Origin of the sequence: Luteolibacter sp. Populi (genome assembly GCF_040801775.1) — a bacterium.
Taxonomy (GTDB): Bacteria; Verrucomicrobiota; Verrucomicrobiia; order Verrucomicrobiales; family Akkermansiaceae; genus Haloferula.
In genome coordinates this window covers 5012723-5037286 of the sequence record NZ_CP161812.1, presented here as the reverse complement: position 1 = coordinate 5037286, position 24564 = coordinate 5012723, and the positions used below count along the sequence as shown (strand labels likewise).

At 62.2% G+C, this 24564-nt stretch carries 16 protein-coding genes; 10 read left to right on the top strand and 6 right to left on the bottom strand.

Annotated elements, in window-relative coordinates; all coding sequences use genetic code 11:
* Positions 1–337: 337 nt before the first annotated feature.
* Positions 338–5293, top strand: coding sequence for a chitobiase/beta-hexosaminidase C-terminal domain-containing protein (locus ABWK72_RS20425; protein ID WP_367871429.1), 4956 nt, complete (start codon positions 338–340; stop codon positions 5291–5293).
* Entirely contained in the window at positions 5277–6398 is a 1122-nt protein-coding gene (locus tag ABWK72_RS20420; protein WP_367871428.1) for a hypothetical protein, read from the top strand. The genes ABWK72_RS20425 and ABWK72_RS20420 overlap by 17 nt, the downstream gene beginning before the upstream one ends.
* 494 nt (positions 6399–6892) lie before the next feature.
* Here ABWK72_RS20420 and ABWK72_RS20415 read toward each other — a convergent pair whose 3' ends face one another.
* Both ABWK72_RS20415 and ABWK72_RS20410 read right to left on the bottom strand, forming a co-directional pair.
* Positions 6893–7540 (bottom strand): response regulator, encoded by a 648-nt coding sequence (locus ABWK72_RS20415; RefSeq protein ID WP_367871427.1) that lies wholly within the window; start codon positions 7538–7540, stop codon positions 6893–6895.
* Entirely contained in the window at positions 7537–10065 is a 2529-nt protein-coding gene (locus ABWK72_RS20410) for a histidine kinase (protein WP_367871426.1), read from the bottom strand. The genes ABWK72_RS20415 and ABWK72_RS20410 overlap by 4 nt, the downstream gene beginning before the upstream one ends.
* A gap of 153 nt (positions 10066–10218) precedes the next feature.
* On the opposite strand from ABWK72_RS20410, the gene ABWK72_RS20405 reads away from it, so the two are divergent.
* Complete coding sequence (locus ABWK72_RS20405; RefSeq protein ID WP_367871425.1) at positions 10219–10674, top strand: hypothetical protein; 456 nt, start codon at positions 10219–10221, stop codon at positions 10672–10674.
* 18 nt (positions 10675–10692) lie between these two features.
* Here ABWK72_RS20405 and ABWK72_RS20400 read toward each other — a convergent pair whose 3' ends face one another.
* Positions 10693–11541, bottom strand: a complete 849-nt coding sequence (locus tag ABWK72_RS20400) for a hypothetical protein (RefSeq protein WP_367871424.1) — start codon at positions 11539–11541, stop codon at positions 10693–10695.
* Positions 11542–11686: 145 nt separating this feature from the next.
* Between ABWK72_RS20400 and ABWK72_RS20395 the strand changes: the two genes are divergently transcribed.
* The 5 genes from ABWK72_RS20395 to ABWK72_RS20375 all read left to right on the top strand — a co-directional run bounded on the left by ABWK72_RS20395 (position 11687) and on the right by ABWK72_RS20375 (position 16118).
* Positions 11687–12295: a hypothetical protein gene (locus ABWK72_RS20395; RefSeq protein WP_367871423.1), complete on the top strand. Its 609-nt coding sequence runs from the start codon at positions 11687–11689 to the stop codon at positions 12293–12295.
* 201 nt (positions 12296–12496) lie between these two features.
* The gene (locus ABWK72_RS20390) at positions 12497–13318 is read left to right on the top strand and encodes a PhzF family phenazine biosynthesis protein (RefSeq protein WP_367871422.1); all 822 of its coding nucleotides are present in this window, start codon (positions 12497–12499) and stop codon (positions 13316–13318) included.
* Positions 13319–13343: 25 nt separating this feature from the next.
* Positions 13344–14333, top strand: a complete 990-nt coding sequence (locus tag ABWK72_RS20385; RefSeq protein ID WP_367871421.1) for an alpha/beta hydrolase — start codon at positions 13344–13346, stop codon at positions 14331–14333.
* A gap of 340 nt (positions 14334–14673) precedes the next feature.
* Positions 14674–15213 carry a metallophosphoesterase gene (locus tag ABWK72_RS20380; RefSeq protein ID WP_367871420.1) on the top strand — a complete coding sequence of 180 codons (540 nt, stop codon included), beginning with the start codon at positions 14674–14676 and terminating at the stop codon, positions 15211–15213.
* Between the two features lie 524 nt (positions 15214–15737).
* Entirely contained in the window at positions 15738–16118 is a 381-nt protein-coding gene (locus tag ABWK72_RS20375; RefSeq protein WP_367871419.1) for a hypothetical protein, read from the top strand.
* A 229-nt stretch (positions 16119–16347) separates the two neighbouring features.
* Here ABWK72_RS20375 and ABWK72_RS20370 read toward each other — a convergent pair whose 3' ends face one another.
* Positions 16348–19266 (bottom strand): PVC-type heme-binding CxxCH protein, encoded by a 2919-nt coding sequence (locus ABWK72_RS20370; RefSeq protein ID WP_367871418.1) that lies wholly within the window; start codon positions 19264–19266, stop codon positions 16348–16350.
* Between the two features lie 366 nt (positions 19267–19632).
* On the opposite strand from ABWK72_RS20370, the gene ABWK72_RS20365 reads away from it, so the two are divergent.
* A complete protein-coding gene (locus ABWK72_RS20365; protein ID WP_367871417.1) occupies positions 19633–20076 on the top strand; it encodes a GNAT family N-acetyltransferase in 444 nt (147 codons plus the stop codon).
* A gap of 201 nt (positions 20077–20277) precedes the next feature.
* On the opposite strand, the gene ABWK72_RS20360 is transcribed toward ABWK72_RS20365, so the two are convergent.
* Together ABWK72_RS20360 and ABWK72_RS20355 are read right to left on the bottom strand one after the other, a co-directional pair.
* Positions 20278–21189, bottom strand: coding sequence for a ThuA domain-containing protein (locus tag ABWK72_RS20360; protein ID WP_367871416.1), 912 nt, complete (start codon positions 21187–21189; stop codon positions 20278–20280).
* A 49-nt stretch (positions 21190–21238) separates the two neighbouring features.
* Positions 21239–21766, bottom strand: coding sequence for a rhodanese-like domain-containing protein (locus ABWK72_RS20355; protein WP_367871415.1), 528 nt, complete (start codon positions 21764–21766; stop codon positions 21239–21241).
* A 101-nt stretch (positions 21767–21867) separates the two neighbouring features.
* Between ABWK72_RS20355 and ABWK72_RS20350 the strand changes: the two genes are divergently transcribed.
* Positions 21868–24525 (top strand): endonuclease/exonuclease/phosphatase family protein, encoded by a 2658-nt coding sequence (locus tag ABWK72_RS20350; protein ID WP_367871414.1) that lies wholly within the window; start codon positions 21868–21870, stop codon positions 24523–24525.
* The last annotated feature ends 39 nt before the right edge of the window (positions 24526–24564 follow it).

Sequence of the window (24564 nt, the reverse complement as noted above, 5' to 3'; positions counted from 1 at the left end):
AAAACCTGCGGGGATTTGGGATTCCGCAAAAGCGGATTGGGGATGATTTCCGCGGCTTGACTGCAAAAGCGGCGGTGGCATTCCAGTTGGAATGGCCCTCCATGCCATCGTATTCCACCAGTCCGCATGCTGGACGGACCGTGAACAAGCCTGGGATTGCGGGTTTGCAATCCGGGCACGCGAGGCGTTGCGGCGGGGGCGAGGACGCAAGATTCGATTTTTCCAAAGGGGCGTGCCAAAAATAGTGCCATTAAAGACCTAACCCCGCCGCCAATCTAACAATACGGATATCTTCTTGCCATGTCGGATCTCCCACTGCCCACTCAAATCATATCTAATGAAGCTCCTCCGACCGTCCCGAAACATTGTCACTGCAACGTTAATCTTGCTTTCATCTTCCGTTTTTGGCGTCGAGGTGGCAACTCCGATTTTTTTGCCTCCTAGTTCGGACTCAGCGACTTCGCTCGGCGTTGCAGTTGCATCAGCCACTTCCGGGGCAGAGATTCGCTATACCCTCAATGGCCACGAGCCCACCGTCTTTGATCCGCTGCTTGCTCCCGGAGAAAATCTTCGAATTACACGCAGTGCCATCGTCAAGGCCAAGGCTTGGGTCGGGCAGGATTCAAGCGACGTTGCGATAGCTGACTACAGGATCACCGGTGCAATCGTCTCCGGATATCAGCACGGCATGGCGTTAAGCGTGAGCGGAAAAGTCTGGTCCTGGGGCAATCAAGCGAGCGGACGTCTCGGCAACGGCGCTACATCGGCTCAAGATATTCTGGTTCCTGGCCGGGTTCTGCAAACACCCGGGTTCTTCGACGACGGCGCCATGCTCTCGGCAGGCTTCGATCACTCGCTCGTGATCGACAAAAACAGGAAGATCTGGGCTTTCGGCGAGAACGGGGATGGCCAGCTTGGCAACAATTCAACCAGCGACAGTTCGACACCGGTACAGGTTCTCAAAAGCACCACGACAGGTGACTTTCTCCTAGACTGCGCGGATGCCGACACAGGAGAGAAATTCACGGTAGCTCTACTCGCTGACGGTCATCCTGTCAGTTGGGGATTGCAGTCCACCGGGCGCCTCGGGAATGGGGTCAATAGCAGTTCCGGCCGCAAATTTGCCGGAGCTGTGAAAAGAGGAGACATCCCCTCCTATCCGGATTTGGAAGGAATCAGATCGGTAGCCGCCGGAAACTCCTTCGGTCTTGCCCGGGAGCCGAACGCTGCAGAGATTTCCGGAACAAACGGACGGGTGTGGGTATGGGGACACAATCACGTCGGGCAACTGGGTTTGGGAAACACCACCGGCACCACCCGGGCCTTTCCCATGAAACTCAATGCCAGTACCGAACTAACCGACGCTTGGGACGTTGACGCCGGGGAGGCTCACAGCGTGGTTCTACGATGGAAAGAAGGCGACCCGGCTCTGCAAGGAACTGTCTGGTCCGTTGGCAAAAGCGACGATGGCCGCTTGGGCAACGGAACCACCGCCGCAGGCACGGTTCCATATCCGGTTCTTGCTATCAAGGTGGGAGACTCTCCTCTTGCCAACATCGTTCAAGTATCCGCGGGAGCAGGCCATACCCTGGCCTTGGATGGCAATGGCGGCGTCTGGGCTTGGGGAAACAACGATTACGGACAACTCGGAGACGGGACAGCTGCCGACAACGGGTATGCCCGGAGGGTCAAGAACACGGCAGGTACCGGCGAGCTCGAGGACATCGTGATGGTTTCGGCCGGCGGCGATGGGACGCAGGGTTCCAGCATGGCCCTGGCGGAAGACGGCACGCTCTGGGTGTGGGGCCGCAATGACCACGGCCAGTTGGGCAACGGCGCAACCTCATTGGCGACCTTGCTTCCAATCGCTCATTCGCAAAACAACATCATCGAAGGGCAGCCGACACTCGCCTTGTCACATGCGGTGACCAGCAGCATCGAAGCTGGCTCGGTGGAAATCACCGCTTCGGCAAATCATAGCGGACCGGGGGGCCTCAGCCAGATAAGCCACGTCGAAATTTATCTCAACGGGGAAGTGGTATCCTCGCTTGTCCCTGGAAATTGGACCTGCACCCTCGACGGATTGTCCGAAGGGACATATCATCTCTATGGATTGATCCGCGATATCAACGACCTCGTGGCCATGTCCGCTCCGATTGCTTTCGAGATCGGCCTCGACCCTGCGGGCGACAAAGACGGAGACGGACTCACCAATGGTCAGGAAGCCGCCGCCGGCTTGGATCCAAGAAATCCCGATACTGACGGCGATGGAATGGGAGATGGCTACGAAAGCTATTACGCGCTGCCTCCTAGCGATGGCAATAACGATCCAAGCACCAAAACCGGCCCGGATGACGATAAGGACGGAGACGGGCGTCCGAATTTTATCGAAGAACGCGACGGCTCTATTCCCACAAGTTCCGGCGAGCGCCTCGCAATCGTCGGGACTTATCCCAACTACGAATTCAAATGGTTCGGCAAGCAAGGCATCCATTATCGAATCCAGTGGTCGACCAACCTTTCAAATTGGAATTATCATCCGGGATTTGTAGTAGGAAACAACAAGGAATTCGTGGCCACCCTGCAGGAGCTTTATCCCGGACCTCCTCCCGGCCTCTTCTTTGCTCGGATAAAATTCTTTGGCGACGGCCTAAAAGATAGCGATTTCGATGGACTAAGTGATCTGGCGGAGTCTTTCATCGGCACAAACCCCGCCTTGCCCGACACGGATGGTGACGGCATACCGGACGGCTGGGAGGAGGATCACGACTTGGATCCGCTCGATCCATCCGACGCTACTACTGATACGGATGGCGACGGCGCGACGGCGCTGGAAGAATACGAAGCTGGAACCGATCCGGGCTCCCCGCTATCGCTTCCCCCAGTTAGGCCGGAAATCGTATCATCGAAACGCTGGGTATTTGCCGCACACAGTGGAGAGGAGGAAATCTTCATCGAATTCCATCGAACCTTCGACGAGAACGATCCTTTCTACGATTTCATTTTCGGCCAAGCGCCGATTGAAGCAGCAGGACTCCCGCCCCTGACATTTGGGATCCCCTTCGTAGATCTTGATAATGTCTTTCACCATCGCTCGGCGTGGACCGAAACGGGCTCCGTGTTTGTCCAAGGAAATCCTGGCGACACATATTTCCAACTCGACTCCATCAATGCGCTAGCTTACCACGCCAGTTGGGAGTGGTCCACTTGGACGAGGGCACAGGGTTATTCGGGCGATCAACAAGTGCGCTTGGAGAGCGAATGGGAAGCTCCGGAGGACAGCAAGTTTCTTTTCCTCAAAGCGCATTTCAGTGCTAATCTTGGCGGATTGGTGCCGGAGGATTCGAACAATAACGTTTCCAGTTTCTTCGATGATATTGCGAGCGATGATTATACCCTTGAAGAAGAAGGGACAGAGTTCGTCGAGATGGAAATCAGCAAGGACGAGAAAAAATCGGATGAATATGATCTCACGGCTGACGTAGCCGATCAAGAAACACTGCATACTTGGCAACTGTTTCCGGTCCAATTTATCGGAGCCAACTTGGATGCTCAAGGGCGGGCGATAGCGGGAGCACAGGGAGGGTTTGTCTGGGAACGCAATTGTGGCTTCGCTCCCCCGAAAACGGATGACATCCGGATCCGGGACTTCAAATTGTGGTATGATCGCGAAATTGAAGCCGGGGCGACTACGGCCGACACGCACTACGGCTTGGACGGTCAGATGAGGCTGGAATTTCCGGAATTGGCAGCTCATGCTACCAAGAACAATCCAAGTTTGGAGAATACTCATTTGGAACCGATCCTCAACCTGGACAACCGGCTCTTCAAAATCCGAATCGGTCATTTTCCCGACGGCTTCATCACGAATATCAAGGTGATCCCGCGGACTCGGGCGAATGGATTGGTCACAGACGGCACTCCCGTTGACCTTCCTGTGATAGCAGAAATTGACGGACAAGGCAACCGGGTTCTAATTACGGAAAATCCCATATTCCTCTACGAGGATGAAAACTCGCTCGTCCCGCTTGCGGATATCGTTGAAATGCTGCCGGACGACACCCATATCATCAGAGGCCATCAGATCAAAATGGCTCTTAAGTTCGGAGAATCTGAAACCGACGAATCTCTTCCCGTGGCCGCAAAAGCGCTGGCAATCCATTTGGTCGGCGGCAGCGCTCCGTTACTAGAACACGCCCCGGTGACAAGTCCTCGTGTCCCGACAGGCGGGGTTGCAGCCGGTGCAGCCGTGACACGCCCTCAAAGTGCGAACCACCGCTTCTACTTCGAGATCAACGCCGCCGATACGACGCCGAACATCCAATTCGAACTCATGAATGAGGATGGAAGCGATCCAGCCATTCCCGCCGATGTTGCCGTGGATTGGTTCATGCTCTACAAGTTCAAGGTCGGCAATTGGGGCAACTCCGAAGGCGCAAAATTTGATGTCTGGCAATGGCACCGGCTCCGGTCCATCGAGGGGGCCCCGACGGCTGTCTCAATTCGAGCAAACGAGCGGTGGGAAGACAGGCTTCCGTCGCTTCCGCAGGGCGGACTACAGCCCGGCGACTACCGCTTGTTTGCAAGAGTGCGATTGCCCGGCGGAGAGGTCATGGAATCTAATGCGATCAGCTTCGCAGTGCTAGGGGTCAATCCGGGCGATGCCGGGAGGGCCAACACCACCGCAGCCATCGTGGCAGCCATGCCGGCTCCCGTGCGCATTTTTGTCGAGTCTTTCCCGACAGCAATCTTCGACGGGACCCGACAAATGCCTGAATTCAACGACTGGTATAAAGCGATGCTCTGCCATGAATCCGGCTATTCCACGTTTGATATACGCCAGAATTGCGATCAGTTTGAACGGATTCCAGAAACTGTCGGAATTGACATTGGTTTCCATCGCACCCTTATTAACCCTCCATCTCAATGGGATGTCCGAAATGGATTTCCTGTGGGTGGATACGATAATGGTTGGGGAATCTCGCAACAAACAGGTTCCCAGAATCGGATCATCCAATTTGCACGCTGGAAAGCCAATGTGATCGAAGGGTGGCACGAGTTGACTGTAACCAAGTTTGCCGAAGGTACCGCCTATATCAAAAACACCCTCCATCCAGGAACCGCCACCGCGAACATTCCTGCCGAAACCATCACCAAGGAGATTGTCACCCGCTACAATGGTCGTCGTTATTGGACCAGGGTGAACGGGAATGTGGTGCGGGGCTCCGGCCCACAATACAACTTGGAATATATCCCAGACGTGGAACCTTACTACGATGAAATTACCCATTGAGACCGGCTCTTTTCTTTGGGCTGTCTCCCTCGCTGCGGTTCTGTTTAGCGGGGGGGCCGCAGGAGAGGAGGGTCCGCCTGCAGTGGTCGGAGCGTATTGGAAGAAGGTCACCGATGCAGTGGCCGCTTCCAAAAAGGAACCGCCATCTTCAATTTCTCTCGAATTTAAGCCCCTCTTCTGGCGGGATGCCGCGGGTTTCAAAGGTCACGGTAAAGCTTGGCTAGCGGGGGCCGAAGTCGGCTGGGAGAAGCGTTTTCCCTTACACGTCTTCGCCGTTCTGAACGAGAACGGGGCCGAAATCTACAATCCCGGCACGAGCGAATCGAGGCTCGGGGAAGCCGGGTTTCCCTTCGCGACCTCAACGGTGAACGGTGCCCTGTTTCTCCCCATCGCAGGAGGAGAGCAGATTCTGGCACTAGCGTCCGCACGAATCGGCCTGGGTCCCGAATCCCTTGAGATCTTATCGGTTGCTCCCTCTGAAAAGACGCTCTGGACCGACAGCGGAAGATTACCCGGGCCGTACCCGAAGACGACTTCGGAGGCTGCCTATTATTTCACCGACTTCGACAATGACGGTCGCACCGAAATCCTGATCAACAGACGGATCCGCGAATATCGGACAAGCGAGTCGTCCTATCTCAATCAGAAACTGGTCTTGGAATTCGAGCCCGGAAGTCTGCATTTGAGAAATGCAACCTCAGATCATCAGGCTGAACTGGTCGATATCTTCCGGTCCGTCAAGGGCGATCCGTCGATTCCAGTTATCTACCAAGGAGGTGCTGTTGACAAGGCCTCCGACAAAATGGGAGAAGCTATCCGGCCTGAGGAAGAGAAGTGGAGGAAGGTCGTTTTCACCGACACCCAGCCACCGGATCTCGGGCCGGATACTTACCTTCCCAATCAGCCAATCGTTTCTTCGGACACGACGCCCAAACCGCTCAGACCAAAGAAAGAAGACAGCCTTCGTCAGAACGCCAATCCTGTCACTGAAAACGGAGCCCGCGAAAAGTCCCCAAACTTCCTGATTATCGGGGGATGTCTTCTGCTTTTCCTGATCCTTGTGCTTGTGGTGAGAAGGGTCTTTTCAAAGTCTCGCCCGAGATAGCAACGGAGCAGACGACCTGACATTGGGCTGCCAGAAGGACTGCCCCACCGACATTGCCGCTCGCGGCGGATTGGGGCAGTAACGACGAAAGCTGGTCTTCGACCCCATCAAGCGCCGAGGTTAAACGACGCGATGTCCCCCTTTTTCGGCCTCCATCAATTTTCCCGATCAAAAGGTGTCAAATGAGCATTTGAACACTTGAGCTTTGACCCGGAAGGCGATTTCTGGTAATCCTCGGAAGTCCCGACGGGCTCTTCAGCTCCTCCGGGTCCGGCGGCCCTTTCCTGCGGCTCCCGGGTGGTTCCAAGCTCCGACACCATTGCAACAGCACGGACGGATACACTCCGCCTTTAAAAGATGGACCGGGCGGTCAATACGGTCCTGGGCGATGCCCCCTCATTCCTCACGCTGCTTTTCAAAGGCCGCATGGGGGTAAGGGGGCTTATGGATCGGAAGAGGCCTCGGATTCAGGAAGAATCTCCTTGGGCGCCCCCTTAGCCGTCCGAATCCCGCTTCATGTATTTCAGCACCGCCTCGGTCCGCGTCCGCACGTGGAGCTTCCGGTAGATGTTTCCGAGGTGGAAACTCACCGTCTCCATCCGGACTCCCAGCTCGTGCGCGATCTCTTTGTAGAGGTAGCCCTTCGCCAGCAGGTCCAGCGTCTCCTTCTCCCGGGCCGTGAGATGGTAGTCCTCATCCCGCTCCGCGACCGGGATCTGGAAGTGCTGCACCACCTTCCGCGCGATCCCGCTCGACATCGGCGAGCCCCCGGCCACCACGTCTTCGAGGGACTCCAGCAGCTTCGAGTCGATGTCCTTCTTCAGCACGTAGCCCGAGGCTCCCGCGGCCAGCGCTTCGAAGACCCGGTCGGCATCCTCGAACACCGTAACCATCAGGAACTGCGTCTGCGGACATAGCGGCTTCAGCTTGCGCAGGAGCTGGATCCCGGACAGCCCGGGAAGCTGGATGTCCACCACACACGCATCCGGCGGATCCTTCTGGATCGCGGGCAATGCCGACTCCGCGCGACCGTAGCACCCCGTCACGCGCCACACGTCGGAAGCGTTGAGCGTTTCGCGGAATGTTTCCCTGAGGGCGGAGTCATCTTCGACGATGGCAATGGAGCGCTTGGCCGGAGTCATGACGGGGGCAATGACGGAATCCGCGGCAGGTGGCAACTGAACACCGCGCGGGTACCCTTCCCGGGCGCAGAATCGATGCGGAAAGTTCCGCCAAGCTCCTCGAAACGGTTCGCCAGGTTGTGCAGGCCGTTGCCCTCGCGCTGCAGGGTCGTATCGAAGCCGGGACCATTGTCCTCGACCACCGCGACCAAATCCCCCCCGGCTACCGACAGGCGGAGTGTCACCTCGCAGGGACCCGCGTGCTTCAGCGCGTTGTGCAGCGCTTCCTTCACCCCGAGCGCGAAGTGATGGCGGAAATCCGAGCGCAGCGAAACCGCCGGCAGGTCGGAGGGAATCGAGATCCGCAGCTTCGCCTGGCTATCGCGGAAGATTTCCTGAGCGACCGCGGACAAGTGCGTGGCCAGATGGTCGAGCGTGTCATTGGACGGATTGACCGCCCAGACCAAGCCGTCCATCGCATTGACCAGATCCCGCGCGGCGGATTCGAGCCGGACGATCTGCTGCCGGGCCTTCTCAGGATCGCCACCGATCGCGCGCCGGACGAAGGAAGCCGCCAGGTTGAGTACGGTCACCCGCGTCCCCAGGTCATCGTGCATGTCGCGCGCGATGCGGGCGCGGTCGCGCTCGACGGCGTGCTGCAGCTTGATCGCGGCGAGGCGATGGCGGGAGCGCCGGCGATAGGCGGCGAAAGAGGCGAGCCCGACCATCAGGAAACCGCCCGCCACCACCGCCGGGATGAACCAGCCCCGGCTCCAGAACGGCTCCTCCACGACCACGGGGAACGCGAGGTGGGTGGTCCCCACCGCCGGATCGTTGCCCACGGCAATCGCGCGGAAGGTATAGTGCCCGGCCGGCACGTTGATGTAGGTGGCACGCAGCGAGGCCCCGGGGATGACGTTGTAGGCCTCCGCCCAGGAAAGGAGATAGGTTTCGCCGCCCTTCGCCGGCAGTTCCTGCAGATCCTGCTGGGAGATCCACATCGCAGAGTGATCCTGCGCGGCATCCAGCAGGCCGAGCGCCGGTCCGGAATTGAGCTGCATCAGGCGGGCGATCGCCGGCTCGCTGCCGCGCCGCACCCAGCCGGCGGGGATCCCGCCGATCTGGTTGGTGCGTTCGCCGGCCCGGAAGGAGCCGTTCGGCCAGAGATTGTTGGCGGGCGCCTTGGAGCGGGTCAGGCTCAGGTCGTCGATCACCCAGGTCCCGGTGGTATCGGGGGTTCCGGAGGAAACCGTCACCCGCAGGCGCCGGGTGGCCTCCGGGATGAACAGCGGCTCGGAACGGTGGACCGTGGGCGAATTGATCGCATCGAGTTCCCAGCCGGTGCTGGCGCCGGTCACCGGAAACAAGCGGCGCGCCAGCGACTTGCCCGCGGCATCGAGCATCTCCCATTCCATCGTCATCCCGCGCGCCGAGGGGTGCCACTCGTCGTCCAGCCCCTCGAGCCGGGAGCGCACCGCCAACGGGTCGGCATCGACTCCCGGTAGCAGGCTGAAGTCGAAATCCAGACGGTGCAGGCCCCAGCCGAGCACCAGCGGCTTGCCCTGCGGCGGCATGGCGATCGGGCTCTCGGCGACGGACACCTGGCGGAGCATCATCCCGAGCTGCGGGATCCTCATCGGCTGGCGGCGCGTGATCTCGACCGCCCGGTACTTCGCATCCTCGCTGACAAAGCAGAAGTCGTAGGGCGGGCGGGCGATGCTGCTCATCCGCACTTCATCGATCGATCCCGGGAAGTATTCCCAAGGCCCGTTGCCGCTCGTCTGGCCCGAGTTGCCGATCGCGAAGTCGCCCAAGCGGTGGCCGAGGTCGGCGGTGAGCGTGCCCTGGCCGATCAGGTTGGCCACCTCGTTGCCCGCGGAGAGGCGGGTCCAGTAAAGCTTGAGATTGTTCACCGCGGTTTCGCGGCCATCGTACGCCACCGCCGTGTGGAACCATTCCCCGGGCACGATCGCGTGGGGACCGGTCACCGGGATGGTGGCCAGACCGCCGCCGCGCACCGCCGTGCCGGTAATCGGCAGGAAGCACAGGAAGCCCGGCTTCTCGATGCGGAAGATGAAGGTCCGGTTCGCGCTGTCCTCGTCATCCATGCTGACGATGTCGAGCGCCTGGCTCGGCGAGTCCTGCGGCAGGCAGTCGAGCTTGACCAGCGCCTCGAAGGTGAAGGCACCGTCGGCCCCGGTGAGAGGGAAAGGCGGATCGACGTTGTCCTTCCAGCCTTGGTCGAGCGCGGGCTTGGCCAGCAGGATCGGCCCGTACGGCCAGGGCGGCGAGGTGCTTTGCAGCGCCGGATGCTCGAAGGAGACCGCGGCACCGAAGCCCGGAAAGGGCGCCTTGCCCGCCTCCGCGCCATTGAAAAGCCCGAGCAAGGGCGTGGGGCTGACCCCGTCGTCCTTGAAGGGCGGCCCCGCCTCGTCGAGGTGCCAGAGGTGCAGGGTATTCTCGTCGGTACTGTAGGGGAGAAAGGCGGGCGCAGCCGCGGCCGGGAGGGCCGCGGCCAGGATCAGGACGAGTCTAACTCCGCGCATCTGCCGTCAAGAGAGATGGAGCAGCGCGCCAATGCAAGCGCATGGCACGATCCGCTCCGCGAACATTGAACGCCGGAGCCCTCCGCTTGGTCATATACCATGCCCCCCTGAAACCAGCCACTCCCCCCGAGATGACCGGAATACGAGACCTGAATGTCCTACGCTTATTTGATTCTGCCCGGCATTATATGCTGCGGGCTCTTCGCAGGGTGGATCCTTGCGCGCTCTCTGGAACGCCGCAGCCGCAGCAGCTCCGAGGAGATCCTTGACGAACTGGAGCTCGCCTACACGCCGCGGCGCGGCATCGAGATCCGCACTCAGACCGAGTATCTGCCCTACGTTTTCGGCTGCATCCTGGAGAACGTCGACTCGGGCTTCGAGGACAAGCAGGTGAAGAACCTCATGGACCGCATCGAGGAACAGCGTCCCCACGGCTCGAAGAACGCGCTTTTCCCGGTGAAGGTCAGCGGGGTCCGCAGCGAGATCGACCTGCAATGGTCGCGCGACAGCGAGGACCGCGTGCGGCTCTTCGTCCTCGCCGCCCCGAAGGTCATCCGCGCTCTCAAGAAGCAGGTGCGGACCATCCCGCAGGCCTTGGTGGAGAACTAGGCGGACCGCCACGGTGCCTCATTCCACCGGCTCCAACTCGTCGTCGAACTGCGCTTGGTTCCCCTGCCACCACACCTGAGCCTCGGCGGTGGTCTTGAACTCCGCATCCACGTAGAAGTCGATCGTCCCGCGCGCGGATGCCGCCACCTCGGCATCCGGGTGGTCGAGGAAGCGGAACATCAGCGCCAGATCTTCCTTCCGCGGATCTTGGGCGAGCTGCCCGAGCGCTCCTGCTGCCACCGCGGCATCGCCGGACGCCGCCGCTCCTAGCACCTCGCGGCGCGTTGCCTCGTCCTTCCCCTGCAGCGGCTCGACCAGTTCGACCGCCTCGTAGCGGATCTGCGGGTGGGCCGCGGCCAGCCCGTCCTTGAGAATCGCGGCCAGTCCCGGCCCGCCCTTCGCGGCGGCGGAGCGCATCACCGCCAGCTTGGCCGCGGGATCGTGCTCGTCGCGGACGATCTCCCAGGCCTTGGCCATGCCCTCCCCGCCCGATCTGCCGAGCGCGCCCAGTGCTGCATGGAGTTCCGCTCCCTGCAGCCGCCCGGCTTCCAGCGCCGCAGCCGTCGCTTCATCCAGCGCGGCACCCTCTCCGAAGGCTTTCATGTCCGGGGACAACTCGACGGTCACCGAACTGCGCAAGGTCCGGGTGGCCTCGCGGCCCTCCTCCGCGGAACGGGCGGCGCGTGCGGATTCCCGGCGAGCGGTTTCCGGCCGTTCACCGCTGCGAAGCTCCTTGGCCGGACCGGCCTTGCCTGCCGGCCCGGACACCGCTCCGGATTCCGGCAGCTCCTGCGGTGCGAATAGGAAGAACCCGGCCGCGCCGAGCAGCAAAAGCAGGATCAGGAAAATGCCGGATTTCGCGGACATCAAAGGGCGGAAGCAATGCCCCGATCAAGCATGAGGTCGACCGCAGCGCCATACAAATCCCCTTGCAAGACAAGGCTGGTTGATATTTAACTAACCTTAAGCAGTGGAAGCAGATTCCACAACCCCGCCCTAGCACTCCCACACCATGAAAAAGACTCTTCTAACCGTCCTCTCCATGTTCGCCCTCGGCACCGCCGCCTCCCTCGCCGGGGGAATCGTCGTCCCGAACACCAGCGTGCAAATTTTCAAGGGCACGATCAAATCGAAGTTCGAGAAGCTCGAGGCCAGCCTTAGCCAGAAGGGCAGCGACTCGACCCTCGTTTATTACATCCAGAGCCGTGCCGAAGCGACGGAACAGGTGGTGGTGATCAATTCCGCCGCCAAGTCCTTCACCGTCCTTGGTAGCAAGCCGGCCGCTTTCTCACTGGCCAACACCAACAAGAGCCTCTTCAACCTCCGCAGTGACGACCTGTTCGGCGGCACGGCCGGCGGCGGCTCGCTGGTGGGAAATACGACCAGCGCCACCTTCGGCGATAGCACGATCGAATTCTTCACGCCGAAGCTTACCTACCAGTATGAAAACTTCACCACGGCCCCGGGCGCGCTCTATCTGGCCACCCATGACAAGGCGACTCTCAAGGCCGACAAGAAGCTGCTGAAGATCGCCTACGCCGAAGGCGCCACCACCGTGAGCGAGGCCCTCGCCGTGGTGCTCGATTACCTCGTTTCGAAGGGCTTCGTCGGCATCGCCTGAGCATCCCGTTTTCAGATCTCCGGCCTATCCTCCGCCACCCGGGGATAGGCCTTTTCGTGTACCGACGTCCCCAGCTGCTTGAAGCTTCGCGAAAGAATCCCGCCCGTGTCGCAGGATTTTCATGACTAGGGGCGGGAACCCGGTCTATAAACGAGGGGTAGCCACCCGATTTCATTTCCCACCCTTACCCTTACCCAACCCATGGACCTCCCGTATTTCCAAGTGGATGCCTTTACGAGCCGGCTCTTTTCCGGAAACCCCGCGGGCGTATGCCTGTTAGAAGGGTGGTTGCCGGAGGAGACCTTGCAGGCCATCGCCGCGGAGAACAACCAGCCGGAAACGGCCTTCGTGGTGACGGGTCCGGAGGGCTTCGAACTGCGCTGGTTCACGCCGACCGTGGAGGTCGGATTGTGCGGCCACGCCACCCTCGCGGCGGCACATGTCCTCTTCCGCCACCGCGGGCTCGAGGGTGACGAAGTGAGCTTCAAGACCAAGTCCGGCGACCTCGGGGTCAGCCGCCGCGGCGAAGTGCTCTCGCTGGATTTCCCGGCCCTGCCCGCGGCGGCCTGCGACGTGCCGGCAGCCCTGGTGAAGGGCCTGGGAAAATACCCCGCCTTCACCGCCAAGTCAGCGCGCGATTACCTCGCGGTCTATGAGACGGAGGAGGAAGTGCTCGCGCTGAAGCCCGACTTCGCCGAACTCAGCCGCTTGGATACCCTGGGCGTGATCGCCACCGCGCGGGGCATGGAGTGCGATTTCGTATCCCGCTTCTTCGCGCCGAATGCCGGGGTGAACGAGGACCCGGTGACGGGCTCGGCGCACTGCACGCTCTCACCCTACTGGTCCGCGCAGATCGGCAGGCACGAATTGACCGCCCGCCAGGTCTCCACCCGCGGCGGCGAGCTGAGCTGCATGCTCCGCGGCGATCGCGTGATCATTGGCGGCCGGGCGAAGACGTATCTCACCGGCACGATCCATCTCGCAGCGGCGCGCAAGGCCTGGCTGTCCGGGGAGAGCGCGTGATTCTTCAAACTCCGAACTACCGATCATGAAACGATCCCTCGCCTGCTGCCTCGTCCTCGCCGCCAGCCCGGCCCTCCTAAACGCCGAACCGGCCTCCCCGGCCAAGACCACCGACAACGTCGAGTTCAGCATCGGCCCGGACTATGCGGACGCGCCGGAACTGGCAGTGAAGGAAGGCGTGCCGAAGGGTGAGATCCGCGAGTTCACGATGAAGTCGGAGGACAGCAAGATCTACAAGGGCATCGCCAAGAACCAGCCGGGCACCGTCCCCTACGAGCGCAAGGTGGCGGTCTACATCCCGGAGCAATTGAACCGCAGGAAGCCTGCGCCCTTCATCATCGCGCAGGACGGGCTCGGCTACATGGGGGTCCTGCCGAAGGTGCTGGACAACCTGATCCACGAGAAGCGCGTGCCGGCGATGGTGGCGATCATGATCAACTCCGGCGGCGGCGATTCGAAGGGCAGCCAGCGCGGTCTGGAATACGACACGGTCTCCGGCCAATACGCGGAGTTCATCGAGAAGGAAGTCCTGCCGCAGATCGAGAAGGACTCCAAATTGAAGTTTACCAAGGACCCCGAGGCCCGGGCGACGATGGGCGGAAGCTCGGGCGGCGCGGCGGCCTTCACCATGGCCTGGTTCCACCCGGAGTGGTATCACCGCGTGCTGACCTACTCCGGCACCTACGTCGACCAGCAATCGCCCGTCGACCCGAAGTCCCCGCACGGCGCCTGGGAGTATCACGAGAATTTCATCCCCAAGGAAAAGCCGAAGCTGATCCGGATCTGGCTCCAGGTCAGCGAGAATGATAACGGCTCGAAGAAGGACGAGGCATCACTGCACAACTGGGTCATGGCGAACCAGCGCATGGCCGCGGCCCTGAAGGCGAAGGGTTATCAGTATCGCTACGTCTTCTCCGAAGGTGCAGGCCACACCGATGGCCGGGTCACCAAGCAGACCCTGGCCGGAGCGCTGGAGTGGCTGTGGGAGGGGTATCCGGGGAAGGCGGGGAAGTGATTCCGGGCGCAGACTAGGGACCAATGCCTTTAAGAATTCACCGGGAAGGTAGTCGCGTAGCGACCGTGGACTGCGCGCAGCCCGCTGCCGCTTTCGGCAGGCAGCCTGCTGCCGTGAAGCACGGGAGAGTTCTGCATCCAAGCTCCGTCCGCAGCTCGCCATTTCCCAGTGCTTCGCCTTTGCAGCGCCCCTCGCAGCAGGCTGCATCGGGACAGCGGCAGCAGGCTGCACGCAGTCCACGGCGGCGATGCCGCGGAAGGCGAATCCTTCAAGGCATCGGGCTAACGGCAAGCCCGCGCCTTGAGCGGCGAAATTTACCTTCACCGGCATTATCCTGGGCATGATGCTCATCCTCATCGCCGACGACGACATGCAGGTCGGCCTGTTAGAAGAAACCCCGACCGATCTGCTGGTCTCGCTTGGTGACCTGTGGGACGGGACGATTGAGAAGGCGATGCTACGCTATTCGCCGGAGAAGGTTTTCGCGGTGCGCGGCAATCACGACAGCAATGCGCCGTTCGCGCCCTTCGTGACGCCGCTGCATGGAGTGGTGGCGGAGCACGGCGGGCTGCGCTTCGGCGGATTCGGCGGCTGCTGGCGCTACAAGCCGAGGGGGCACCACCTATACGATCAGGAGGAGGTATCGGCGGTGCTCGATGCCTTCCCGGCGGTGGATGTGTTCATCGCCCACAATTCACCGCGCGGGATCCACGAGCGGGACGACGAGGTGCACCAGGGCTTCGACGCCTTCCTGAGATATATCGAGCGGGTCAAGCCGGCTTACTTCATCCACGGCCATCAGCATGTGAATGCCTTCACCCGTTGCGGGGACACCACCGTAATCGGGGTGTTCGGAGAGCGGTTGCTGGAGATCCCGTGAGCGCCTAACGGAAGAATAAGGCGGCCACGACCAGCGCCGTTAGAACAAGGACCACTTTAACGAACAACCCCGCCACGCCACGGATCCGGTCGTCACCAGGTGGCCGGGCGTCCCCGACCCATTCATTCCATGAAGCCCTGCCGGGGGAATGGCGGTGCCACGAGCGGTGGCGGGGCCGAAAAACACGGCGGGGAGCGGAATGGACGTTCATGGGGAGCCGGACTACTTCATGGAGGAAGCATCCGGCAGACCCGAAATGTCACGAATGCGCCTCTTCCCAATGATTTCAAAGGCGAAGCAAGCGCCGGATCCGGGAGCGGCATTCATGGATCCGGGCCGCCAAGGTGTCGGGATCGTGGCCGGTTAGAGATTTTTTCCCGCCCCCGGGCATCGTTTCATAGGCGCCGACATACGAGCCCTAACGACAATCCTTTCAGGAGGATCATCCGGCCCTGTTTGATAAAACCGGGGTCACGGCACGTAGTTTGCTGGCCCTCCCCGGGCACCCACTCCCACACAACTGAATGAACACGCAACATGATACCCCGTTCCCCGACAGCGCCACCCTCGCTGCCGAACTGGAACTCAACGGCGTCTGGAATACCAGTGCCGTCTCCGACCTGATCCGCTCGAAGTGCGAACATGGCGAAACGCCGGCCTTCCTCTTCCTCGGCAAGAAAGAAGCCGCCCTGCTGCGCGAGCACCTGGCCCAGGCCTTCGGCGCCGAGGCCGTGTCCACGCTCCGCGATACCTACTACATGGGCCTCGAAGTGGTGGAGATCGAAGTCGAAAGCTTCGTCTTCACCGGCGGACGCAAGACGGTGCGCACCCTGCAAGATCCGATCGCGCGCCGGCCGGCATGGCGGGACCGCGACGCGGAAGCCATGTGGCAATTCCGGATCTAACACGATCCGCCCGCCCGACGGCTGTCGCCCCCGTGCCTTCCGAATGATGGAGGGCACGGGGGCGAAAACCCAAACGAACGGCGCGCGAGGACCCCGGATGCAAATGACGAATGACGAATTTCCGAATGGCTTGTGGTAAGGGAGCCAGGCTGTCGCCCGAACTCCCGCTCCCTCCAAGACACACTTCATTCGACATTCGAGAATTCGTCATTCGTCATTTTGCCAACCCCTACGGCTTCACCTGTGCCGGTGACATCAGGTAGGCGATCAGATCCCGCACCTCCTCATCGGACAGCCCGGTGAGCAAGCCCTCCGGCATCATCGAAGTGCCGAGCGCCTTGTCGGACTTGATGTCCTTCTTCGCCACCCGGGTTTCGACTCCGACCATTTTCAGGATGACTTCATTGTCATTCTGCGAGGCCAGCATGCCGGCTACCACGGTGCCGTCGTTCTTCTCGATCTGGTGAAGCTCGTAGCCCTGGCCGATGAGCGCGCCGGGATCGAGGATGTTCTCAAGCCAGTGGTCGACATTGCCGCGGTCGCCGCCGGTGAGTTCGGGTCCGATGTCGGACCCTTCACCGAAGAGCTTGTGGCAAGCGGCGCAGGTGCGGTCGAAGATCGCGCGGCCCTTGGCACGCTCGGCCTTGGCGATGGATTCGGGGGTCAACTTGCCGCGCCATTCGACGATGGTAGCGCGGCGCGCGGCCTGGTCCGTGGAGAGCTTGCCCCAACGCGCCTCGACCCGTTTCACCAGCTCAGGATCCTTGCTTTCGCGAAGCCGTGCCACGGCGTCGGCGGGCACGTCCTTGTCGATGAGCTTCATCGCTTCAAGCCATTCGATCAGCAGCTCGCCCCTGCCCTCGCGCGCGGCGAGACGGCTGACGGCGAGCTTCTCCTGCGGCTCGAAGCCGGCGATGCGGTCGACCGTGGCGGGATTCCCCAACAGCGGCGGCAAGGCCAGCAGCGCGGGCAGGCGCAGGTCGGCATCATCCATCAGGCCGGCGAGGCGCTTCTCATCGCCCTTGCCGAGCGAAGGCTTGAGGAGGCGCAGGGCTTCGAGCCGCTGGGGCACGGCAGCCTTGCGATCCTCCAACGCGGCCCAGAGTTTGCCGACGGCTTCCTTGTCACCGGCCCGTGCCGCAAGGTTCTCCGCCCTGACCTTGAGCTCGCTATCAGGGCCCGCGGCAATCTTCGCGAGGATGGCGAGGTGGCCGGGGCTGAGGCGCTCGTCGGGTGCCTTGTCGAGACGTCCGGTCAAGGCGTCGAGCATGACCGCGGTTTTGGGACCCCCGGTAGCGATGGCCTCCAAGAGGACATCCGGAGAAGCAAGGCGGCGCGCGGTCCACGCGATGATGCGCTCGTCCGGGCAGCTCAGCGCGATCTGCATGGCACGCTTTTCATTGCGTTGAACCAAGGCCTCGAAGCCGAACCAGAACAGCTTCGGCAGATTCGCATCCTCGGGATTGATCTTCGGCGCGATGCGTTCGGCCACTTCCAGCGCGCGGGCCGGCGGCAGCTTCTGCAAGGCCGAGCAAAGGGACAAGAGCACCACGGGAGACTGCTCCTTCTCTGCCAAGGCTTGCCATGCCGCGCCATCGGTTCCGCCCGACTGCGCCGCAAGCCGCACCGCCCAAGCGCGAACCGGTTCGCTGGCATCCGTGAACATCGGTTCCTTCACCATCGAGCCGCAGGCGGAGAGACACCACATCGCACGCAGTCGGCGGGTTTCATCGGGATGATCGAGCAAGGTCTGCAGCAGGAAGACGCGGGCCGCGGGATCAAGCTCCGCGCCCTTCGCCACGCGCTCCTGGAGGATACGGCGGCCGGTGCGCAGCGCCCACTCGTCGCGACCGGCCTGAAGCTTGGCGAGTTCGAGGTCGGGTAGTTTTGTTAGATCGCCCTTCCACGGCTTGGCGTCGCCGTGACGGAGGCGGAAGAGCCGGCCATTGCTGCGGTCCCAGCGCAGCGGATCGGTCCGGTGGCAACTGGTCGGATCATGCCAATCGGTAAAGTAGAGCGCGCCATCCGGACCCGGCTCGATGGCCACGCCGAGGAACCATTGGTCATTGGAGAACATCAGATCCGGAGCGTGCTTGCCGACGAAGCCCGAGCCCTTTTGCACCAACTGGTCGCGGTTCAGGCGGTGGCCGTGAAGATTGAAGAAGATCGCGCTATCCCGGAACTCCGCGGGGAAGGAATCGCTGAGACACACCGCGAACCCGCAATGAGCGTGACCGCCGCCCGCTTCGGAGACGTTCTTCGGGATTTCATTCTCATGGCCCCAGTGGGCGTGATCCTTGATATTCCCCACCCAATGGCGGTGGTCGGCGATGGTCTCGATCGGCTCGTAGATGTAGGGATTGAAGTGCGAGCCCGCCTGCCGCTGGTAGTAGCCGCCGGGAATGATGTGCCAGAGGTGCGGGATCACGCAGGCCTCGCAAAAGGCTTCGCCACGGTCGTTGAAATCGAGACCCCAGGGATTCGAGGTGCCCCAGGCGAAGACCTCGAACTTGCGGGTCACGGGATGGAAGCGCCAGATGCCCGCATTGAGCGGCACGCGCTCCGCGTCCGGCGTGCCGGGCTTGCCAACCTTGGAATGGGTGAAGATGCCATGGCAGCCGTAGAGCCATCCATCCGGACCCCAGATGAAGGAGTTCAGCGTCTCGTGCGTGTCGTGGTAGCCGAAGCCATCGAGCAGGATCTCCGGCGGGCCATCGGCGCGGTCGTCGCCATCGGCATCGGGCAAAAACATCAGGTAGGGAGCCGCGCCGATGAAGAGGCCGCCGAAGCCGGTCTCGATCCCGCTGACGAGATTGAGCCCCTCGGCGAAGACCTTGCGCGTCTCGAAGCTACCGTTGGCATCGGCGTCCTCGAAGATCAGGATGCGGTCCTTCCCCTCTCCTTCCTTCGCGCGGATCGGATAGGTCATCCCTTCAGCCACCCAGATCCGGCCGCGGGCGTCGAAGCTCATCGCGATCGGTTGGACGACCTCGGGCTCGCCGGCGACGAGATCGACCGCGAAGCCCGGCGGGACTTTCATGCGTGCCGCGGCTTCCTGGAGCGGAGCGCCGTGCGCCATTTCATCCTGGGCGGAAGCGGCGAACGCGAGGAGACAGGCGAAGGAGACGATGGGTTTGACGGGATTCATGAGGCTTAATGGAGAGTGCAGCAGTCTTACTCGGCGAACTCAAGCCAGCCGAAGCGGTCGGGCGTGTGAAAGGTGCCGGAAGGCAATGAAAGCATGGGGCTTCACGTGCATTCCGGTGGGTTTCTCGATTCGCCCCGCTCGACCGGAAGCTCCAGATCATTCGACGCTCGGAATGCACCCGATATTTCAATGCGTGACCGGAGGGCGCAGTCCGCCACGATTTGGGAGCCCTTTTCAATCCTGCGACCGCGAACGCAAAGGGTCCCGCCGTCCGATTTCCGGGCCCGGGCCCCGGAAAATGCAGGGGGGCGTGCCGAGGATCGCACTTGGCAAGGGCATTTCCCGCGTGAAGATGGGGCCACGAACATGGCACTCACACTCCTCCCCATCACCCCCGACATCGATTTCGGCTGTCACAATTACGACGCCATCTCCGAGATCCTGATGGACGTTCTCAACTCGACCATCGCGACGGGCAATACGCCGCCCTGGGGCGGCTATTTGGCAATCACCGATGACCAGCAGGTGGTCGGCACTTGCGCCTTCAAGGGCCCCCCGGATGGCTCCGGTCAGACGGAACTCGCGTGGTTCACCTTCCCCCCTTACTGGAACAAGGGTTACGGCACTGCCATGGCCGGGGAACTCGTGAAGATCGCCAAGCAATCGGGAGCGCGGGAACTGATCGCCCACACCGAGCCGGAGCAGGGCCCCTCCACGCGAATCTGCGAGAAAACCGGCTTCGCCTTTGCCGGGGAGTTGAATCACCCCGAGGACGGCCCCGTCTGGCAGTGGAAGCGCGCCGCTTCCTGATACGGGTCCGGGAATTCCTGCGACCTGTCCTCGGGGCGGGCCTTTCCGAACCGCTCACGGCGTTAGGTTCGCGGCTACCTCTGAGCGGCCCTTGAGCCGCGGATAGTTCTTCCCGTTATTGTTGGGGGAGACGATTGGGAGGAACGGCGGCCTCCGGTGGGCGGGGACGTGAGCAGTCGCGGCTCGGAGAGCCGCGCTACTTCACTTCTTGTCCAGATTCGCGGTCATCTCCTCGTCGGTCGGGGTCTTCGAGGAGACGCCGTTCGCAGGGACATCGACGTGCGCGATCCACGCGACGGCATTGAGGACGATGCCGCGGTGATCGTCGTTCTTCCAGTTCTTGTGGAAATGGCCGCCGGTGAAGCCGAAGGCCCGGCTCTTGCCAGCGCTGCGCTCGAAGGCCCACATCACGTGCTGCGGTTCCTTGCGCTCGAGCACGGCGGCGCGGACCGCCGGATTCCCCTCGTGCGCGCCATCCGGGCGGCTGAGCGATTCCTTCGGCGGGAGGTCGGTGAGGATCGGGGTCACACCTTCCATCTTCTCGCGGAAGCGCATGTGGTAATACCACTCGTCGAGCATGTTGAACTCGCCGATACCACGGCTGATCTCGTGCTTGGCCGGCTTGAACTTGCCATTCCAGTGCGGATTCACGGACCAATCCGATTCGAAATAGCCGCCGATGACGTCGAGGAAGGTCTGGCCGCCCTCGCCCTTCGGCACTTCCACGGCGTAGTGGATGCAGCCGATGCCGGTGCCGGCGTCCGCCAGTTCCTTGAGCTTGGCGAGGTGCTTCATGGCAGGGTGACCGCCGCCGCCGTCCGAATAGATGACCACCGCCGAAGCGCCGTCGAAGACCTTCTCGTCTTCCGGCCAACCGTTGGTGACCACGGTGGCTTCCACCGGCAGGCCGCTCTTGTTGAGTTGGTCGGCCAGCAGCATGCAGCCGGCGCGGTGCTCGTGCTCGCCTTTCGGGTGGCTCGGGTTACCGGCGACGAAAACGATCTTCTTCTTCGCGGCACCGGCCTTCGCGGGCTCGGCAGGGCTCTGGCTCATGAAGGCGAAGGTGGCGGCACCCACCGCGGCGAGTGCGAGAATCAAGGAACGCGGGGTCATGGACATGGATTCACCCATACAGGTCCATGCCAGCCGGGATTTCAAGGTTTCACTCCGTCGGCATGCCCGCCGTCTTCCAATCGGCGTAGCCGCCTTGGAGAATCGAGACGTCGTGACCGCGCGCCGCGAGCCTTTCCGCGACCGCACGGGAATCCGGGCAGGCGGCATCCGTGCAATAGATGACCACGATTTTGCCCGCCTTCAGCGCGGCGCGAATCTCGATCTCGCGGGCGGCCACCTGGCTGTTGAAATCCCCGCGCGGCCAGGAAATCGCCCCGGGAATCTTGCCGAAGCCGCTGACAAATGAAGGACGCGCGTCGTAGACCAGCACCGTCCCGGCCTGCTGGCGCGGGAAAAATGCCTCCAAGCTGATCTCGGTGAGCCTGCCTTCCTTGGGCTGCGGCGGCGCGGCCTTTTCAACGGGGGCAGGTTTCGCCGGCACAGGCGCAAGCGGCGGCGACGGCTTCCCGGCGTGTCCCTCCTGACAGGCCGCGAAAATGAGCATCGTGATCGCGGCGATGGCCAATCCCTTCACGCCGCCATTCCAATCCATCGCGGCGTGGCGAAAAAGTCCCAATTTCCCGAATGATCCCCGGCATCCGTTCTGCTACACTTGCCAGATTCGTGCCGGTTAAAGCCCTACTCTCCCTCCTGGCGCTAGGATCCTTGGCCTCTGCCGTGGAGATTCGCGTCGCCTCGTTCAATATCGGCGCGCAATTCGAAGGAGCAGCCCCGGTCTATAGCCTCGGGCATCCGGGCACGCCGGATCATGAGTCGGTCAAAGCGGTCCTGGCGCGGATCGATGCCGATGTGGTCTCGCTGGAGGAGATCGACTCCGCCGACCTGCCGGACGATGTGAACGCGCTGGCCGCCAGTCTCGGTTACACCCACATCCACCTCTCGCCGGTCTCGGGAAGTCTTCCCGCCTACGCGGCCCCGATCGACAACGGGCTGCGCGTCATCACGCTTTCGCGCTTTCCCTATCTCTTCACCGGGATCGTCGCCTCGCCTCCGGGCGCCCGCGAGATGACCCGCTTCCTGCCGGTGGTGAAGGTCGATGTCCCGGGCACGCTCAATGATCCCGTCTTCATCGGCGCGCATTTGAAATCCGGAGACGGCACGGACGACCGCTTCCGCCGCCTTGTCGAAATGAAGCGCCTCGCCGGTTACCTCGCCTCGCAGGGCCTGAGCGAGGACGATAACTACATCATCGCCGGCGACTTCAATCTGGTCGGTGCCAACCGCACCTATGAGATCCTGCCGAACGGGCTACCGGCAAGCTTCGACCTCGGAGCCGATATCACCCTGCCGGTCACCTATTCAAATAACCCGCTCGCGTACTTCAGCACACCGGGCGTAATGAAGCTGGATCCACGGCAATTGGATGGCTCCGCGACGACCTTCCCCAGCAGCGGCAACGTGCTCGACCTGATGATGGTGTCTCCGGCGATTGCCGGGCGCATGCATGGCACGGAGATTTACAATTCCGCCTTGGATACATCGAACACGTCCGGCCTGTTGAAAGCCGGCGAGCCGCTTGCCACCGGGACCAGCGCCACGGCCTCCGATCACTTCGCGCTCTTCGGGGATTTCGAGCTCGATGCCGACTTGCCGAACCTACAACTCGCGCTGTCCCTGCCCGCCGTGCTGGAGGGCATGCCGGACGGCACCGTCGCGGTTACCGTGACCCTGCCCGCGATCCTGCCGGAAGCGGTGAATATCGTGCTGTCCTCGGACGACGCGGAGGCGGCGCTGCCGATCCTGCCCGTCCTGCAGATTCCCGCGGGGCAATTGAGCGGCAGCGTCGGCATCCGCACGCCGCGGAACTTCCTGGTCGACGCCCAGCGCAGCGTGACCATTTCCGCACTCGCCTCCGGACATGATCCGGACAATGCGGTCCTTCAAGTGGAGAATTCGGACGGCCCTTATGTGCTCGGCGGCGTGGGCGACATCGTCACGGAGAATTTCAACGGCTTCGCCGGCAACCATGATCCCGCCCCTTGGACCACGACCGGCGGTATGAGCTGGCGCGGCAGCGATGACGGCTCCTCTTCCACGACCGGGCTGCGGGCCTATGGTTCGCCCGCCGATTCCTCGCCGGGCTTCCTGCCTGACGGGATTGGAACGGTCACCAGTGCCACCTTCGTCAATGGCTCGCCCCAGGTCCTGACCGGCTTGCAGATCGCCCTCGATGTCGAGCAATGGCGTTCCGCCCTCGGTGGCCGGGCGGATACCTTGAGCGCCGCGATTTTCTACGATGGCTCTAGTATTCCGCTGCCGTCCCTGGGCTACACCGCGAATACCGGCCTGCCTTCCGGGGCGGTGAGCGGCGGTGCCACCACCCCGCTATCCGCCACCGCAAGCGGCCTGGCGATCCCGCCCGGTGCCAGCTTCGAGTTGCGCATCACATTCACTCCCGGCCCGGCGACGGTGGTCCTTCCATCCGATATTTTCGTCAATGAGTTCCACTACGACGACGCCAGCACCGACATCGGCGAATTCGTCGAAATCGCGGTGGCACCCGGTTATACCGGGCCGCTCTCCGCGGTGTCGCTGGTCCTCTACAACGGCAACGGCGGCGCCTCCTACGCAACTCATACGCTGGATACCTTCACGGCGGGTGCGACCACGGCCTCGGGCTACCGCCTCTTCCACAAGGCGATCGCCCAAATCCAGAACGATGAAGACGGGATGGCCGTGGTAGCAAGCGGGACCGTTCTCCACTTCATTTGTTATGAAGGTGCCGTCACCGCCACCAATGGCCCGGCGGCCGGGATGAGTGCCGTGAACATCGGCGTGGATCAGGATCCCGCCCCGGCGGAAGGCGTTTCCTCGCTCGGCCTTACCGGCACCGGTGGAGAAGCCTTGGCATTCACATGGACGCAATTCGGGGGCGAACCATACAGCCCCGGGCAGCCCAATACCGGCCAGACCTTCAGCATCCCGGCACCGCCCTCGCAGGGCATCGCGATCGACAACTTGAGCGTCACCTTCCTAGCCGCCAGCAGTCCGGATAGCGACGGCGACGGCATCGTGGATTCGAGCGATCCGGACGACGACAACGACACGCAGAGCGATGCCGACGAGATCGCCTTCGGGACCAATCCGCTGAGTGCCGCATCGATCTTCCGGCCGGCCTTCGGGCCGGCGGTGTCGCCGCCGGGCTATCAGATTTCGTTCCCCGGGGCGCAGGGAATTACCTACACGGTGGAATCGAGCGCCGATTTGGACGAGTGGGATACGGTGGGGACTTTTCCGGGTGGCGGGCAGACCATCGTGGTTCCGATCCCGGCGGGGGGGGGGAATTTGTTTGTGCGGGTGAAGGCGGGAGAGTGAGGGTGGACTTGGCCAAGCGGTGGTCCCAGCCCCCCTCGC

Coding starts and splice junctions, on each gene's coding strand:
- ABWK72_RS20425 (WP_367871429.1), top strand. CDS start 338: ATGAAGCTCCTCCGACCGTCCCGAAACATTGTCACTGCAACGTTAATC.
- ABWK72_RS20420 (WP_367871428.1), top strand. CDS start 5,277: ATGAAATTACCCATTGAGACCGGCTCTTTTCTTTGGGCTGTCTCCCTC.
- ABWK72_RS20415 (WP_367871427.1), bottom strand. CDS start 7,540: ATGACTCCGGCCAAGCGCTCCATTGCCATCGTCGAAGATGACTCCGCC.
- ABWK72_RS20410 (WP_367871426.1), bottom strand. CDS start 10,065: ATGCGCGGAGTTAGACTCGTCCTGATCCTGGCCGCGGCCCTCCCGGCC.
- ABWK72_RS20405 (WP_367871425.1), top strand. CDS start 10,219: ATGTCCTACGCTTATTTGATTCTGCCCGGCATTATATGCTGCGGGCTC.
- ABWK72_RS20400 (WP_367871424.1), bottom strand. CDS start 11,541: ATGTCCGCGAAATCCGGCATTTTCCTGATCCTGCTTTTGCTGCTCGGC.
- ABWK72_RS20395 (WP_367871423.1), top strand. CDS start 11,687: ATGAAAAAGACTCTTCTAACCGTCCTCTCCATGTTCGCCCTCGGCACC.
- ABWK72_RS20390 (WP_367871422.1), top strand. CDS start 12,497: ATGGACCTCCCGTATTTCCAAGTGGATGCCTTTACGAGCCGGCTCTTT.
- ABWK72_RS20385 (WP_367871421.1), top strand. CDS start 13,344: ATGAAACGATCCCTCGCCTGCTGCCTCGTCCTCGCCGCCAGCCCGGCC.
- ABWK72_RS20380 (WP_367871420.1), top strand. CDS start 14,674: ATGATGCTCATCCTCATCGCCGACGACGACATGCAGGTCGGCCTGTTA.
- ABWK72_RS20375 (WP_367871419.1), top strand. CDS start 15,738: ATGAACACGCAACATGATACCCCGTTCCCCGACAGCGCCACCCTCGCT.
- ABWK72_RS20370 (WP_367871418.1), bottom strand. CDS start 19,266: ATGAATCCCGTCAAACCCATCGTCTCCTTCGCCTGTCTCCTCGCGTTC.
- ABWK72_RS20365 (WP_367871417.1), top strand. CDS start 19,633: ATGGCACTCACACTCCTCCCCATCACCCCCGACATCGATTTCGGCTGT.
- ABWK72_RS20360 (WP_367871416.1), bottom strand. CDS start 21,189: ATGACCCCGCGTTCCTTGATTCTCGCACTCGCCGCGGTGGGTGCCGCC.